At 60.3% G+C, this 13,619-nt stretch carries 14 protein-coding genes; 5 read left to right on the plus strand and 9 right to left on the minus strand.

Translation table 11 applies throughout. The annotated features are described in order from the left end of the window. The first annotated feature begins 555 nt into the window (after positions 1-555). Complete coding sequence (locus AC3WN7_RS00555) at positions 556-2,097, plus strand: NCS1 family nucleobase:cation symporter-1 (protein WP_102673280.1); 1,542 nt, start codon at positions 556-558, stop codon at positions 2,095-2,097. A gap of 56 nt (positions 2,098-2,153) precedes the next feature. Beyond that, positions 2,154-2,882 (plus strand): aspartate/glutamate racemase family protein, encoded by a 729-nt coding sequence (locus tag AC3WN7_RS00560; RefSeq protein ID WP_095964049.1) that lies wholly within the window; start codon positions 2,154-2,156, stop codon positions 2,880-2,882. A gap of 115 nt (positions 2,883-2,997) precedes the next feature. On the opposite strand, the gene AC3WN7_RS00565 is transcribed toward AC3WN7_RS00560, so the two are convergent. Continuing rightward, a complete protein-coding gene (locus AC3WN7_RS00565) occupies positions 2,998-3,921 on the minus strand; it encodes a LysR family transcriptional regulator (RefSeq protein ID WP_095964048.1) in 924 nt (307 codons plus the stop codon). A 124-nt stretch (positions 3,922-4,045) separates the two neighbouring features. Between AC3WN7_RS00565 and AC3WN7_RS00570 the strand changes: the two genes are divergently transcribed. After that, the gene (locus AC3WN7_RS00570; RefSeq protein WP_102673281.1) at positions 4,046-4,792 is read left to right on the plus strand and encodes a 3-oxoacyl-ACP reductase family protein; all 747 of its coding nucleotides are present in this window, start codon (positions 4,046-4,048) and stop codon (positions 4,790-4,792) included. A 149-nt stretch (positions 4,793-4,941) separates the two neighbouring features. On the opposite strand, the gene AC3WN7_RS00575 is transcribed toward AC3WN7_RS00570, so the two are convergent. After that, positions 4,942-5,637: an HAD-IA family hydrolase gene (locus tag AC3WN7_RS00575; RefSeq protein ID WP_102673282.1), complete on the minus strand. Its 696-nt coding sequence runs from the start codon at positions 5,635-5,637 to the stop codon at positions 4,942-4,944. Positions 5,638-5,884: 247 nt separating this feature from the next. Between AC3WN7_RS00575 and AC3WN7_RS00580 the strand changes: the two genes are divergently transcribed. Then, on the plus strand, positions 5,885-9,097 hold the full coding sequence (locus AC3WN7_RS00580) for an RHS repeat-associated core domain-containing protein (RefSeq protein WP_102673283.1): 3,213 nt from the start codon (positions 5,885-5,887) through the stop codon (positions 9,095-9,097). Here AC3WN7_RS00580 and AC3WN7_RS00585 read toward each other — a convergent pair. From AC3WN7_RS00585 to AC3WN7_RS00615, 7 genes are all read right to left on the minus strand, one after another. Then, entirely contained in the window at positions 9,060-9,302 is a 243-nt protein-coding gene (locus AC3WN7_RS00585) for a hypothetical protein (RefSeq protein WP_102673284.1), read from the minus strand. The two genes, AC3WN7_RS00580 and AC3WN7_RS00585, sit on opposite strands and share 38 nt — an antisense overlap. 107 nt (positions 9,303-9,409) lie before the next feature. Further along, on the minus strand, positions 9,410-9,592 hold the full coding sequence (locus AC3WN7_RS00590) for a hypothetical protein (protein WP_095964043.1): 183 nt from the start codon (positions 9,590-9,592) through the stop codon (positions 9,410-9,412). 16 nt (positions 9,593-9,608) lie between these two features. Next, positions 9,609-10,076 (minus strand): glycine zipper domain-containing protein, encoded by a 468-nt coding sequence (locus AC3WN7_RS00595; RefSeq protein WP_102673285.1) that lies wholly within the window; start codon positions 10,074-10,076, stop codon positions 9,609-9,611. Positions 10,077-10,187: 111 nt separating this feature from the next. Beyond that, positions 10,188-10,556, minus strand: coding sequence for a hypothetical protein (locus AC3WN7_RS00600; RefSeq protein WP_015096085.1), 369 nt, complete (start codon positions 10,554-10,556; stop codon positions 10,188-10,190). Positions 10,557-10,866: 310 nt separating this feature from the next. After that, positions 10,867-11,055, minus strand: coding sequence for a hypothetical protein (locus AC3WN7_RS00605; protein WP_033047548.1), 189 nt, complete (start codon positions 11,053-11,055; stop codon positions 10,867-10,869). Between the two features lie 144 nt (positions 11,056-11,199). After that, a complete protein-coding gene (locus tag AC3WN7_RS00610) occupies positions 11,200-11,520 on the minus strand; it encodes a YbjQ family protein (RefSeq protein WP_015096087.1) in 321 nt (106 codons plus the stop codon). Then, on the minus strand, positions 11,517-12,860 hold the full coding sequence (locus AC3WN7_RS00615; protein WP_102673286.1) for a serine hydrolase domain-containing protein: 1,344 nt from the start codon (positions 12,858-12,860) through the stop codon (positions 11,517-11,519). The genes AC3WN7_RS00610 and AC3WN7_RS00615 overlap by 4 nt, the downstream gene beginning before the upstream one ends. A gap of 131 nt (positions 12,861-12,991) precedes the next feature. On the opposite strand from AC3WN7_RS00615, the gene AC3WN7_RS00620 reads away from it, so the two are divergent. Next, entirely contained in the window at positions 12,992-13,576 is a 585-nt protein-coding gene (locus AC3WN7_RS00620) for a hypothetical protein (RefSeq protein ID WP_095964040.1), read from the plus strand. Positions 13,577-13,619: the final 43 nt, after the last annotated feature.

Below are 13,619 nucleotides of genomic sequence, written 5' to 3' on the forward strand. Positions count from 1 at the left end.
AGCGAGCTTGCTCGCGATGGTCGTCAACGATAACGCGGGGTGCCTGATACCCCGCTGCGTTCTCGGGTTCATCGCGAGCAAGCTCGCTCCTACAGTGTTATCTGCAGCTTCAAAAAATGTGTACACACGATTGTCACCATAGGTGCCATTTTTGTGTGCACTTTTAGTTTCTGCGCCCCAAAAAGTTACATTCCTCCCCCTGACGTGCGCTGCCACGCCCCCCCGACTCCCCCCACTCAAAATAAATACCTGTTCAATCGGTCAATTTATATTGTCAATTTTTCAATGACTTGGCGAAAAGCCATAACAAAACGAAATGAACAGCGCCGTTCATAGAACGCTCGACTGGCATGGATCTGGCTTAAGTGCATACATGTTTTGTATACAATCATCTCAAAACATACACACACCTTAGATCCGCAAGCCTGAAGCGCCCTATCCCGTACAGGCTGCAGATGCCCCGTAACCAATGATATTCGCCACCCGCGACGAAGATTTGTCGAGCCAAGGCTCATGCACAGTCATCGCGGCGTCGAGCATCAGGAGCCTGCCGGAATGCGTACCAGTCTCTCCAATAACAATATCGCTCTGGATCTACCCTCCCCCCATTCCACCCACACCGCCGACAATCAGGCGCATGACTCCCCCGTGGTGCTCAGTCCTCGACTGCACAACAAGGACCTAGCACCGACCAAGGCCGAAGGCCGGCGCTGGGGCCGCTACAGCATCTTTGCCTTGTGGACCAACGACGTTCACAACATTGCCAACTACTCCTTTGCCATCGGCCTGTATGCCCTGGGCCTGGGCGGCTGGCAGATCCTGTTGTCCCTGGGGATTGGTGCGGCGCTGGTTTACTTCTTCATGAACCTGTCCGGCTACATGGGCCAGAAAACCGGGGTGCCGTTTCCGGTCATCAGCCGGATCAGTTTCGGCATCCACGGGGCGCAGATTCCCGCGTTGATCCGCGCAGTGATCGCCATCGCCTGGTTCGGTATTCAGACGTACCTCGCGTCCGTCGTCTTTCGTGTGCTGTTGACGGCGATCCATCCCGGGTTCGCCGACTACGACCACAACTCGATCCTCGGCCTGTCGACCCTGGGCTGGGTATGTTTCGTCGCGATCTGGTTCGTGCAACTGGCGATCCTGGCCTATGGCATGGAGATGGTGCGGCGCTACGAAGCGTTTGCCGGCCCGGTGATTCTGCTGACCGTCGCCGCCCTCGCCGCGTGGATGTACTTCCAGGCCAACGCGACCATTGCCTGGTCGATCCGTGAGCCGCTGACCGGTGGCGAGATGTGGCGCAACATCTTTGCCGGTGGCGCACTGTGGCTGGCGATCTACGGCACACTGATCCTCAATTTCTGCGACTTCGCCCGCTCTTCACCGTGCCGCAAGACCATCAAGGTCGGAAATTTCTGGGGCTTGCCGGTGAATATCCTGGTGTTCGCCAGCATCACTGTCCTGCTGTGCGGCGCGCAGTTCCAGATCAACGGCCGGATCATCGAAAGCCCGACCGAAATCATCGCCTCGATCCCCAACACCTTCTTCCTGGTACTCGGTTGCCTGGCATTCCTGATCGTCACCGTGGCGGTGAACATCATGGCCAACTTCGTCGCCCCGGCGTTCGTCCTCAGTAACCTGGCGCCGAAGTACCTGACGTTCCGTCGCGCCGGATTGATCAGCGCGACCATCGCCGTGCTGATCCTGCCGTGGAACCTCTACAACAGCCCACTGGTGATCGTGTACTTCCTGTCCGGCCTCGGTGCCCTGCTCGGCCCGTTGTACGGCGTGATCATGGTCGACTACTGGCTGATTCGAAAAGGCCAGGTCAACGTGCCGCAGTTGTACAGCGAAGACCCCAACGGCCCTTATTACTACAGCCGAGGGGTCAATTTGCGCGCCGTGGCGGCGTTCATTCCCGCCGCGTTGATCGCCATCGTCCTGGCCCTGGTGCCGGGTTTCCACAGCGTGTCGCCGTTCTCCTGGCTGATTGGTGCCGGCATCGCCGGAATGCTCTACCTGATCATCGCCAAGCGCCAGCCGCACTACGCCGACGTCAGCGGTGAAGCCATCGCGGTCGAAAACGTCAGCCATTGACTCCATGGCGGCCCGGCAAAGTCGGGCCGCAGAACCATCCGCAATAAGGACTCCCCATGCGTATTCTCGTGGTCAACGTCAACACCACCGAATCCATCACCCAGGCCATCGCCCGCTCGGCGCAGGCCGTGGCCTCACCCGGCACGGAAATCGTCGGCCTCACCCCGCACTTCGGCGCCGACTCCATCGAGGGCAATTTCGAAAGTTACCTGGCGGCCATCGCGGTCATGGACCGGGTGATGTCCTACGACCAGCCGTTCGACGCGGTGATCCAGGCCGGCTACGGCGAGCACGGCCGCGAAGGCTTGCAGGAACTGCTCAACGTGCCGGTGGTGGACATCACCGATGCCGCCGCCAGCACGGCGATGTTTCTCGGTCACGCCTATTCCGTGGTCACCACCCTCGACCGCACCGTGCCCCTGATCGAAGACCGCCTCAAGCTCTCGGGCCTGTGGGACCGTTGCGCCTCGGTACGGGCCAGTGGCCTGGCGGTGCTGGAGCTGGAACACCAACCGCAACGCGCACTGGAAGCCATCGTACACCAGGCCGAACTGGCGGTGACCCAGGACAAGGCCGAAGTGATTTGCCTCGGTTGCGGCGGCATGGCCGGGCTGGACGAGCAGATTCGCCGGCGTACCGGGGTACCGGTGGTGGATGGGGTGACGGCGGCGGTGACCATTGCCGAATCGCTGGTGCGGTTGGGACTGTCGACCTCGAAGGTGCGGACCTATGCGACGCCGCGGCCGAAAAACATCATCGGCTGGCCCGGGCGGTTTGCCCGGTAGACCGCGGCGCCCCCTTCGCGAGCAAGCCCGCTCCCACACTGGATATGCGCCGTTCACAATCCCCTTGTGGGAGCGGGCTTGCTCGCGAAGGGGGCAACTCGGTCCTGAGCCTGACTCAAAGAGCACTAAACCTCTGCCCCAACCCCCGCTCGGCAAACTGCTCGATGACGAAATCGACAAACGCCCGGGTCTTGCCAGGCAGCAGTTTGTGTTCGGCGTAATAGATGGAGGTGTAGCCGTCGTCGATGTACCAGTCCGGCAACACCCGCTGCAACCTGCCCGCCTCCAGGTAACCCGAGGCGAACGGCATACTCACCAGCGCAATGCCCAGACCTTGTGCGGCGGCGACGCAGGCGGCCTCGGAGTCGCTCATGGTCATCCGCGCCTTGAGCGTCAACGGGCTGTGTTGCTGATTGCGGTGGGTCAACTGCCAGGAGCGCACGCGACCGGTTTGCGGCGAGCGGATCAGAATCCCGTCGTGGTGCTTGAGGTCGTCCGGCTCGGTGATTGACGCATGTACCGCCAGGTAATCCGGCGAAGCCACCAATACCCGATGCGCCGGACTCAGCTTGCGCGCGACTACGCCCTGGGGTAATTCGAAGCCGCCGCCGATTGCCGCGTCGAACCCCTGCCCGATCAGATCGACCTGGCGGTTGTCGAAGTGCCAGTCCGGGTTGATCGCCGGGAATCGCCGCAGAAACTCGCCGAGCATCGGCACTATGTACAGGCAACCGAATACCGTCCCCATGCTGACCTTCAACGTACCCGCTGGTTGCCCACCGGCGCTGGCGAGATTGGCCACGGCATTCTGGATGGTGTGCAGGCTGGTACTGACTTCGCCGAGAAACAATTGACCGGCCTCGGTCAGCGTCAGGCTGCGCGTGCTGCGCTGAAACAATCTGACGCCCAGGCGCGCCTCAAGCTTGGCAACGCTCTTGCCCACCGCCGCCGGTGTCAGGCTCAAGCGTCGCGCCGCTTCGGCGAAGCTGCCGACCTCGGCGCTGCGCACAAAGCATTCGATACTGCTGAAGGTTTCCATAGACGCCACTATAAACTTTTGGTTTACACAGACTATCGCAATTATGGCCTACACAGCTCGTAATCCTGAATCGATACTAGCCTCCATCAACCGGGACATCTCGCCTCGGGACTTGGAGATCGACATGACTACTCAGAATCTCAGCGGCAAAGTGGCATTGATTCAAGGTGGTTCCCGCGGTATCGGTGCAGCCATCGTCAAGCGCCTGGCCGCTGAAGGCGCGACCGTTGCCTTCACTTATGTCAGCTCGACAGCCAAAGCTGAAGAGTTGCAACACAGCATCACCGCCAAAGGCGGCAAGGCCCTGGCCATTAAGGCCGACAGCGCCGACGCCGACGCGATCCGCGGCGCCGTGTCCGCCACGGTGGAAGCCTTCGGTCGCCTGGATATCCTGGTCAACAATGCAGGCGTGCTGGCCGTCGCACCACTGGCCGACTTTAAACTCGAAGACTTCGACCAAACCCTGGCCATCAACGTACGCAGCGTGTTCATTGCCACTCAGGCCGCCGCCAGACACATGACCGAAGGCGGTCGCATCATCAACATCGGCAGCACCAACGCCGATCGCATGCCCTTTGCCGGTGGCGGCCCGTACGCCATGAGCAAATCGGCACTGGTCGGCCTGACCAAAGGCCTGGCCCGTGACCTCGGCCCGCAAGGCATCACCATCAATAACGTGCAGCCGGGTCCCGTCGACACCGACATGAACCCGGCCGAGGGTGACTTTGCGGAAAGCCTGATCCCGTTGATGGCCGTGGGCCGTTACGGCAAGGCCGAAGAGATCGCCAGCTTCGTCGCCTACCTCGTCAGCCCGCAAGCCGGCTACATCACCGGGGCCAGCCTGACCATCGACGGTGGCTTCGGCGCCTGATGCGTTGAACGCAAAGCAAAATGTGGGAGCGGGCTTGCTCCGGGCGGCGATCCGACGAAGGCGGTGGATCAGACGACATCAATGTTGCCTGACACACCGCCTTCGTCGGATCGCCGCCCGGAGCAAGCCCGCTCCCACACTTTCCTTTGTCAGGCCCACTCAAGCGCAGGCAAACCAAAGGTGTCCGGCTCGAACGCCTTCAACGTACGAAGAATGCCATCGGCGTGTGCGTACCTGGCGTCGGCCATTGCCGCATCCGGAATCGCGATCGCCGTCATCCCCGCCGCTTTCGCCGCGGTGACACCAAAGGGCGAATCCTCGAACACCAGGCAATCCTCGGGCGCGACGCCCAGACGCCGCGCCGCCGTCAGAAAGATATCCGGCGCCGGTTTGGCTGCCCCCACCTCGGGGTCATCGGCGGTGACGATGAAGTCGAACAAGGTGAACCAGTCGCGGTGCAGGGTGGTTTTCTGACCAAACGACTGGCTCGATGAACTGGTACCCACGGCAATGGGAATGTTGTTGGCCTTCAGATGCCGCACCAGTTCCTGTGCGCCAGGCATCGCCTGTGCTGTAGGAAAGCGCTCGCGCATCAGCGGCTCGCGGATCACCAGAAACTCTTCGGCGGTAATCGGCAGGTCGAGCGCTTCAACCACATAGCGCGCCAGATCCCCTGCGCCCCGGCCAATGATGTTCTGCTTGATGCTCCAGTCGAACGTTCGGCCATAACGCGCGGCGATGATGGACGTGACTTCGGTGTAGATGCCCTCTGTATCCAGCAGCAAGCCGTCCATATCGAAAATCACGGCCTTGATCGGGCCGAATGTTTTGAGCGGTGCATTCATCGCATCTGATCCGTTTTCCAAGGCATCCCGGGCGGCGCAGGTGAGGCCCGCACCCGAATGGATTAAAGGATTCAGCAGCATAACGAGCGTGGCCGTCTCAGAGCAACGTTGAAATCCCGATCCACGCCGAATGGCTCTCGTGATTTAGCGATTCGCCCTACATCAAACGCCAACTTTCCCGACTTCTTTCCTGGAAGATCCTCCGCAGAGTCTCAGGTCCTACATTCCGCCAAGCGAAAGTCTGCAGATGTTCGATCCCCAAAAGGTATTGGCATGTCCCGCCAGCGGTCCCCTGAGACAGGTGCACAGGTTCCCCGCCAGTATCGATACCCTCGAGCGCACCACCCCGCACAACGGCCCGGTGTCGATGGTCACCGGCGAAGTATCGCTGGCCCTCACGGACGGCACCCTCGACGGGATCTTGCCGTTCGACTTCACCCGCCTCTATCGCACCCGTACCGTCGAACTCGACAGCGGGCTCGGTTTCGGCTGGCGGCACTCGCTGTCCCAGCATCTGGAATTCCACGGCGAGCAGGTGCTGTGGATCGACGCCGAAAACCGCCGCACGCCATTTCCATGGCCGACGACGGCGCGCCCATTGATCCGTAACAGACTGTCGCGGGCGGCGATTTACCTCGGCGAAGAACCGGGCGAGCTGATCCTCGCCCAGGCTGGCGACGCGGCGCGTTTTTTTCATTTCCGCGATGGCCGACTGATCGCGATCAGCGACGCCTACGACAACCGCCTGACGGTACATCGGGACGGCCTTGAGCGGATTCAGCGCCTGGACAACGGCGCTGACCGTGCCTTGCTGCTGCGTTATGACCTCAAGCACCTGGTGGCCGTCGACTATCAGGTGTTTCAGCGCTGCGGGCCCAAGGCGTACTCCTGGTGCACCGAACAGACACTGGCCAGCTACCGCTACGACGCCCGCCAGCGTTTGGTCGAGGTGACCAACGCCGCGGGTGAAAGCGAGCGTTATGACTACGACGAGCAGCACGTGATCCTGCAACGGCAACTGGCGGGCGGCGCAAGTTTCTTCTGGGCGTGGGAACGCTCCGGCAAAACCGCCCGTTGCGTCCATCATTGGGCCTCGTTTGCGCAGATGGAGGCGCGTTACGTCTGGGACGATCAAGGCACCGTGACGGTGAACAACGCCGACGGCAGCCAAGAGGTTTACGTTCATGACCCATACGCGCGACTGGTGCGCCACATCGGGCTGGACGGCGGCGAACAGCACAAGGCCTACGACAATCTGAGCCGATTGATCTTCGAGCAGGACGCCCTCGGCGCCGTCACCCAATACCATTATGATGAAGCCGGTCGACTGAGCTCGCTGCTTGCGCCGGATGAGGCGCCCACGTCCTACAAATATCGCCACGGTTTCCTGCACGCCCGAACCCGCGCTCAGGCGACGTGGAGCTACCAGCGCAATGCCCAGGGAGACATCACTGCCGTCACTGATCCCGACGGACAGATCACCCACTATTCCTACGACTCGCTGGGGCGCTTGCTGACGATCCGCTTTCCAGACCAGAGCATTCACCGGTTTGTCTGGAGCGTCCTGGGGCAATTGCTGGAAGAAACCTTGCCCGATGGTTCTCAGCGCATTTTTTCCTACGATGCGTTGGGGCGGCGGATTACCGGGCAGGACGAACACGGTGCTATCACCCGTTATGAGTGGGACGCCGTGGGTCGACTGAGCCGGACCACGCTGCCCACGGGCGCCTGCCGTGCCTGGCGCTACAACGCCTACGGTCGGATCACCGCCGAGACCGACGAACTGGGACGGGTAACCCGTTACGAATACGCCGACGACCTTCATTTGATCAGCTGTCGGATCAACCCCGACGGCAGCGCGCTGAAGTACCGCTACGACCATGCGCAATTGTTGCTGACCGAGATCGAAAACGAGGTGGGCGACACTTACCGCCTGGACTACACCCCGGGAGGATTGATCCGACAGGAAACCGCCTTCGATGGACGTCGTACCACCTACAGCTACGACCTCAATGGCCAATTGCTGAAGAAAACCGAGTTTGGCGACGAAGGTTCGCAGCTGGTTACCGGCTATCAGCGTGACAGCGCCGGGCGGTTACGGGTCCAAACCTTGCCCGACGGAGTCAGGGTCGAGTACCACCACGACACGCTCGGGCGACTGGTCAGCGTCGATGACGGCCGGGACCCACCGTTGCAGTTCGAATACGACCTTCAGGACCGACTGATCACCGAGTATCAGGGCTGGGGCACCCTGCGTTACGACTACGACGTCTGCGGTCGACTCAAGTGCCTGCACCTGCCCGACGCCTGTATCCTCGTCTACCACCACGCCAAGGGAGGCGCCCTCACGGCCATCGACCTCAACGGCACCCCCCTGACCCGCCATCGTTTTGTCGGCGGGCGCGAACAGCAGCGCCAACAGGGCCTTCTGCTCAGCGATTACGCCTACGACGAGCAAGGCCGTTTGCAGGCCCATGTCATCAGCCAAAAACAACGGCCGCTGTACCGCCGTGAGTATGCCTACAGCGCCAAGGGCAACCTCTTGAAGGTTACCGACAGCCGCCACGGTTCACGCCGCTATCAATACGATGCACTCGACCGCCTGACCGGCGTACATCACGCCCGCGACCAGTGCGCAGAGCACTTCACCCACGACCCGGCCGGTAACCTGCTGATCCACGAGCGTCCCGGCCCGTGTGCTTTCCAGAGCAACCGCCTGCTGCGCAGTGGCAGTGGCAATGACGGCAGCTATTACGACTACGACGCCTTCGGCAATCTGATCCGCGAACGCCGCGGCCTGCCGCCCCAGGTCACCGAATACACCTACGACAGCCAGCACCGCCTGATCAGCGTCAGCCCCCCGGACGGCAAAGGTGTCAGCTATCGCTACGACGCTTTCGGCCGGCGTATCCAGAAAACGGTTGAAGGCTACACCACGCAATACTTCTGGCAAGACGACCGGCTGATCGCAGAAAGCGGCCCCCCGCACTACCGAAGCTACATCTACGAACGCAGTGAAGCCGGTAGCTTCCGCCCGTTGGCGCTGCTCGACGGCAAAGGCCGGGCACAAGCCTGCGCCTACTACTTTCAACTCGACCACCTCGGCACCCCGCAGGAACTGACCGGCCACGGCGGTGCGATCGTCTGGTCGGCCAAATACACCGCCCACGGCAAACTCCGCAAATCGAGCCGCGAATGGCTCGAACAACCCTTACGGTTTCAGGGGCAATACTTCGACGCTGAGAGTGGCCTGCACTACAACCGGCATCGCTATTACCATCCGGACTTCGGTCGTTTTCTGACACCGGATCCGCGCAAGTCGGGCGGTGGGTTGAACCCGTATCGGTACACCCGCAACCCGACGGGGTGGGTGGACCCGCTGGGATCGGGCGACCCCCTCGGCTCGATTCGCTCAGCAAGCATTAAGGACCCGGATGCCCTCGCCGCCGCTTCGAAGTAGCCGGCTCTCCCGAGCCGTCGGTATCTGCATCGCGCCGGTCGTGCGGATCTGCCTCGACATTCTCGTCGCTCTCGTCGCTCGGCACTTGCTCCACGCCGGCATCATCGTCCGGCGGTCGTTGGTCGCGGCTCAAGGAGTCGGTAGGTGACGGCAGCGGATATTCCGGAGTTTCATCAACGTCGAAGGCCTTTGGATCAGTGTTCATATCGCACCTCTCATCTGACCTCAAGAGCAGGTCATGACATATCGAGGACTGCGCGATGGACGCGTTCGACCCGGTAGACGATCGGTTGATTCGGCAACAGGGCTCAATCAGTCTTCGTCCTCTTCCTCATCATCAAACTCGATATTTCCCACATCGCCTGCATCATCAGCATCGTTAAGTGGCACCGTCGCATCATCCATCAGCGATCCCGGATCTTCATTGCCGGGATCGTTGATGGATGGCTGTCCACTTGGGTCTTTGTCTTGCGTGCCTTCGGATTCCAGAGTCATGGTATGCCTCACTCAATCAGTGATGCTTTTTGTGGTGCTTGTTCGAGTGTTTATGGCCGCCACCGGAATGGGAATGACCACTGTCATCCCCCAGATCATTGCCGATCGCGCCGCCGGCTGCACCGCCAAGGCCGGCACCGATGGCCGATCCGGTCGAACCGCCAAGACTGTTGCCGACCACCGATCCGCCTGCCGCGCCCAAACCGCCGCCTACTGCCGCTTCGGTGCGATTGCGCTTGGGCGCGGCAACGGCACTGCCGGCTGCTCCGCCGACACCCGCGCCAATCGCTGCGCCAGTACTGCCACCCACCTGGCCACCAACCACGTTACCCAGCACCCCTCCGAGACCACCGCCCACCGCGGCATCTCCATTACCGCCTGCCAGCGCCACCTGGGAGAGCAGCAATCCAAAAACAATCGCAGGCAACATCAATCGTCGAGTCATCGGGCTTGCGTTCTGTTTGCCGTCGGTTTGGGAGTTCATGGCACGCCTCGCATCTTCAGGGGTATGGAAGATTTGAGCCGCTACGGCGGGAATCGTTCATATATGAAAAAGCCCGGCATCAAGCCGGGCTGTTTCAAATCTGGATCAGCATCAGTGACGCTTGTGACCGTTGGCCAGGTTGCTGCCTACGCCGCCGCCCAATGCACCGCCCAGGCCTGCGCCGATGGTGGCACCGGACTTGCCACCCAGGCTTTTACCGATCACCGAACCACCGGCTGCGCCGACACCGCCACCGATGGCAGCGCTGGTGCGATGACCTTTTTTGGCGGCAACTGCGCTGCCCGCCGCGCCAGCAACACCCGCACCGATCACTGCGCCAGTGCTGCCGCCCATCTTCTGGCCGACCACGTTACCCAATGCGCCGCCCAAGCCACCACCCAACGCGGCAGTACCGTCACCGGCCATTGCACCTTGAGCAACCAGAAGCCCCAGAACCAGAGCAGGCAGTGTTAAACGCATGACAAAAACCTCAAAAAATAGGGGTACACACAAGGGGGCGAGATTGAATGCTTTGGCGCGGATAGAGTCCAGCACGCCGGTCCAACTTCGCGATTGGCGACGGTTGGACAGCTATTTTGGAAAAGGTTTTACGACGGGCAAAAAAAAGCCCGCTGGGGAAACGGGCCAGGTGTTGCTTTCTAACGGATAAGTCGAGACTACGGCAGCTGTTGTGAAAAGTTTGTGAAAGATCTCCACTTTAAAAAACTCGTCATGAAAACCTTTCAGACACGAAAAACCCCGTTCAATGACGGGGTCTGCCTGCGTTCGTCTACTTCCTGACCGGTGCTGTCACCTTGGGCAGGAACTTGCCCTTCAGGACCCGGCACGCCCTGGTCTTGATCTTGTCGACCTCTGTCTGGTCCTCACCGAAACTGGCCACATACTGAGTCTGGCCACACTGCACGCAATTGTTGATCGGAAACTCTGCGCCATCGTCCTCGATATACGGATCAGCCATCTCTTCACCCCTTTCAAAGAGCGGGATCGACACCGGCAAGCCCTTTGCCTGAAAAATATCGATCGCCAAGGCTTTTGAGACTAGCCGGTCACTAATGGACTGTCCGTTCGAATCTCCATGTGACCGACGAATGGCTGCGATCCCTCATCGCAACTTGACCGCTGTCCCGGTCACAAACACGACGACCATTCCGCCCTTGCCGGCCGGCATGCTGATCTCATAGTCAAGCCCCACCACCGCGTCCGCCTGAAGCGCCCGCGCCCGCTCCTTGATCTCATCAGTGGCCTGAATGCGGGCTTCCTTCAACGCTCGCTCCAGCGTCTGGGAGCGCCCGCCGAAAATGTCGCGCATCCCGGCAAATACGTCACGAACAACGTTGATCCCTTGCACTGACTCGGCGCTGACGATGTCCAGGTAGGCGGTAATTTGCCGGCCTTCAATGGAGTGGGTTGTGGTGGTGATCATTGCTGTTTATTCCTGTTCAGATATTCAGCCAGCGCATCAAACGCCGGCAAAGTCACGGGATCATTGGCCGAGTTGCCGGTCACCGGGTGTGATGCGTAACGGACGATGACCATCTCGGCCTTCGGGTCGACATAGATACGCTGCCCGTGAACCCCGCGCGCCATGAACGCCCCGCCCTCCTTGTCCGTCACCCACCACATCGACCGGTAACTCCAGTCTTTGAGCAATGTGTACCCCGCCTTGGCGAAAGCCTGTTTATCGGCACCAGCACGGATATCGGCAATCACGGCCTCAGGCACGATCTGCTGACCATTGAACCGACCGCCGTTACGCAGCATCTCGCCAAACCGCGCCAAATCCCGAAGCCCCGTATTCAGGCCACCACCGGCGAACGGCGTGCCGATGGAGTCCACGGTGAAATAGGCGTCCTGTTCGGCGCCCAATCGACTCCAGATTTGCTCCGACAGCAGTTGCGCCACATTGCGTCCGGTGGCACGGGCAATGACCCAGCCCAGCACATCGGTGTTGACGGTTTTGTAGGCAAACGCCTTGCCGTGCTCGCCTTGTGGTTGCACCGTCTGCAGAAACTCGTAGTAACTGCGAGGGCCGTCATAACCCTTGGGTTTTGGCACCGGGCTGCCTGCCCTGGCATGGGCCCAGACCTCGGCATCCGGGTCCGCGTAGTCCTCGCTGTATTTGAGGCCCGTCGTCATGTCGAGCACCTGCCGTACCGTGGCGCCACCAAACGCGGAGTCCTTCAGCTCCGGTACATATTCGTCAACCCGTTTGCCAGCATCGATACGCCCTTGCGCCACCAACATGGCGCCCAGCGTGCCGACCACAGACTTGGTCACCGACATCGCGGCGTGTTGACCGTCCGCCTTCAACACACCGAAATAACGCTCGTAGACGACCTTCCCGCGGTGCATCACCACAATGCCATCGGTGTAGGTAGCCGCCAGGGATTGCTCCCAGGTCATAGGCAGCTGGGCACCAAGGGGGACGAAACTGATCGTGTCGATGTCGTCGCGCAACGTGGATACCAAGGGAACAGGCGAACCAAGCCCACGCGAAACATTGATCGTCGGCATCAGTTGCCGGAAATTCGAGACGCTCCAGCGCATTGCCGGAAACCGGAAATAGCTGCCGTCTTCAAAACGCACAGTGCGATCAGCGGGAGGTGGAGACCCGACCATCCAGCCCAGCCTGGCGGGGTCGCTGGCTTCGGCGTCGGGAAAGGTTGCAGGAGCGGAAGCGAGGGCCAGTGATGACAGGGCGACCACCCACACAGTCACTATGAACCTGGCGGTACCACGAAAACTGACGCGAGGAGGGAGCATGATGTCGATTCCATTCGAAGAATCCGCACAGTCTAACAGCCGGCTCGCCTTGTTCACTGCTTGCGTGGCCAATGCCAGAGTGCCCTGCTGCTATGCTGAAACATCGGTTCCCTGCGCTGGAGACCATCAGCATGGCGGCAGAAGGCAATCATTCCCCGTTCACTTGCAAGGCTATGGCCTACTCGGCTGCAGGCTTCCTTATTGCCCTGATCATTGCCACAAAGCTGCTCGACACTTACTTCGAGCTGACGTTGTTGGCAGAGATCAAGGGCTGGCTGCTACGCACATGGAGCTGGCTTCAACTGGAAACGCCAATGCCGAACTGGTCGCTGCTGATGATTATCGGGGCGTTCGTCAGCACACTGACCTTAGTGATTTACTACTACCGCAGCAACGACGGAGCCTACAGTGAACTACATGAGATAGAGCGAAAAATTTACAAAAAGAACAACCCACAATTTCCACAGCTGACAGATAACCAAACGCTACTGATGGAAGTGTTGGCCTATCACGCAAACTTCAGAAAAGTTGCAAACCTGGACTCGATTTGCAAGCTGGTCTCACTCAGCAAGCTGGAAGTTGAAGAGGGTCTGAAGCAACTCCAGGCTAAACGTCTTGTGAATCAAAAAGTGACTCGGGGTACGTTCGGCGCCACCATTTTTGAACTTACCCTGGCAGGTAAGGATTATGCGCAAGAGCGGTTTGAGCTGACGTAGTGGCTTTTTCTGCCACGATTTAAAATGAATGTGGTGCAGGCCA

The organism is Pseudomonas sp. FW305-70 (assembly GCF_058783925.1).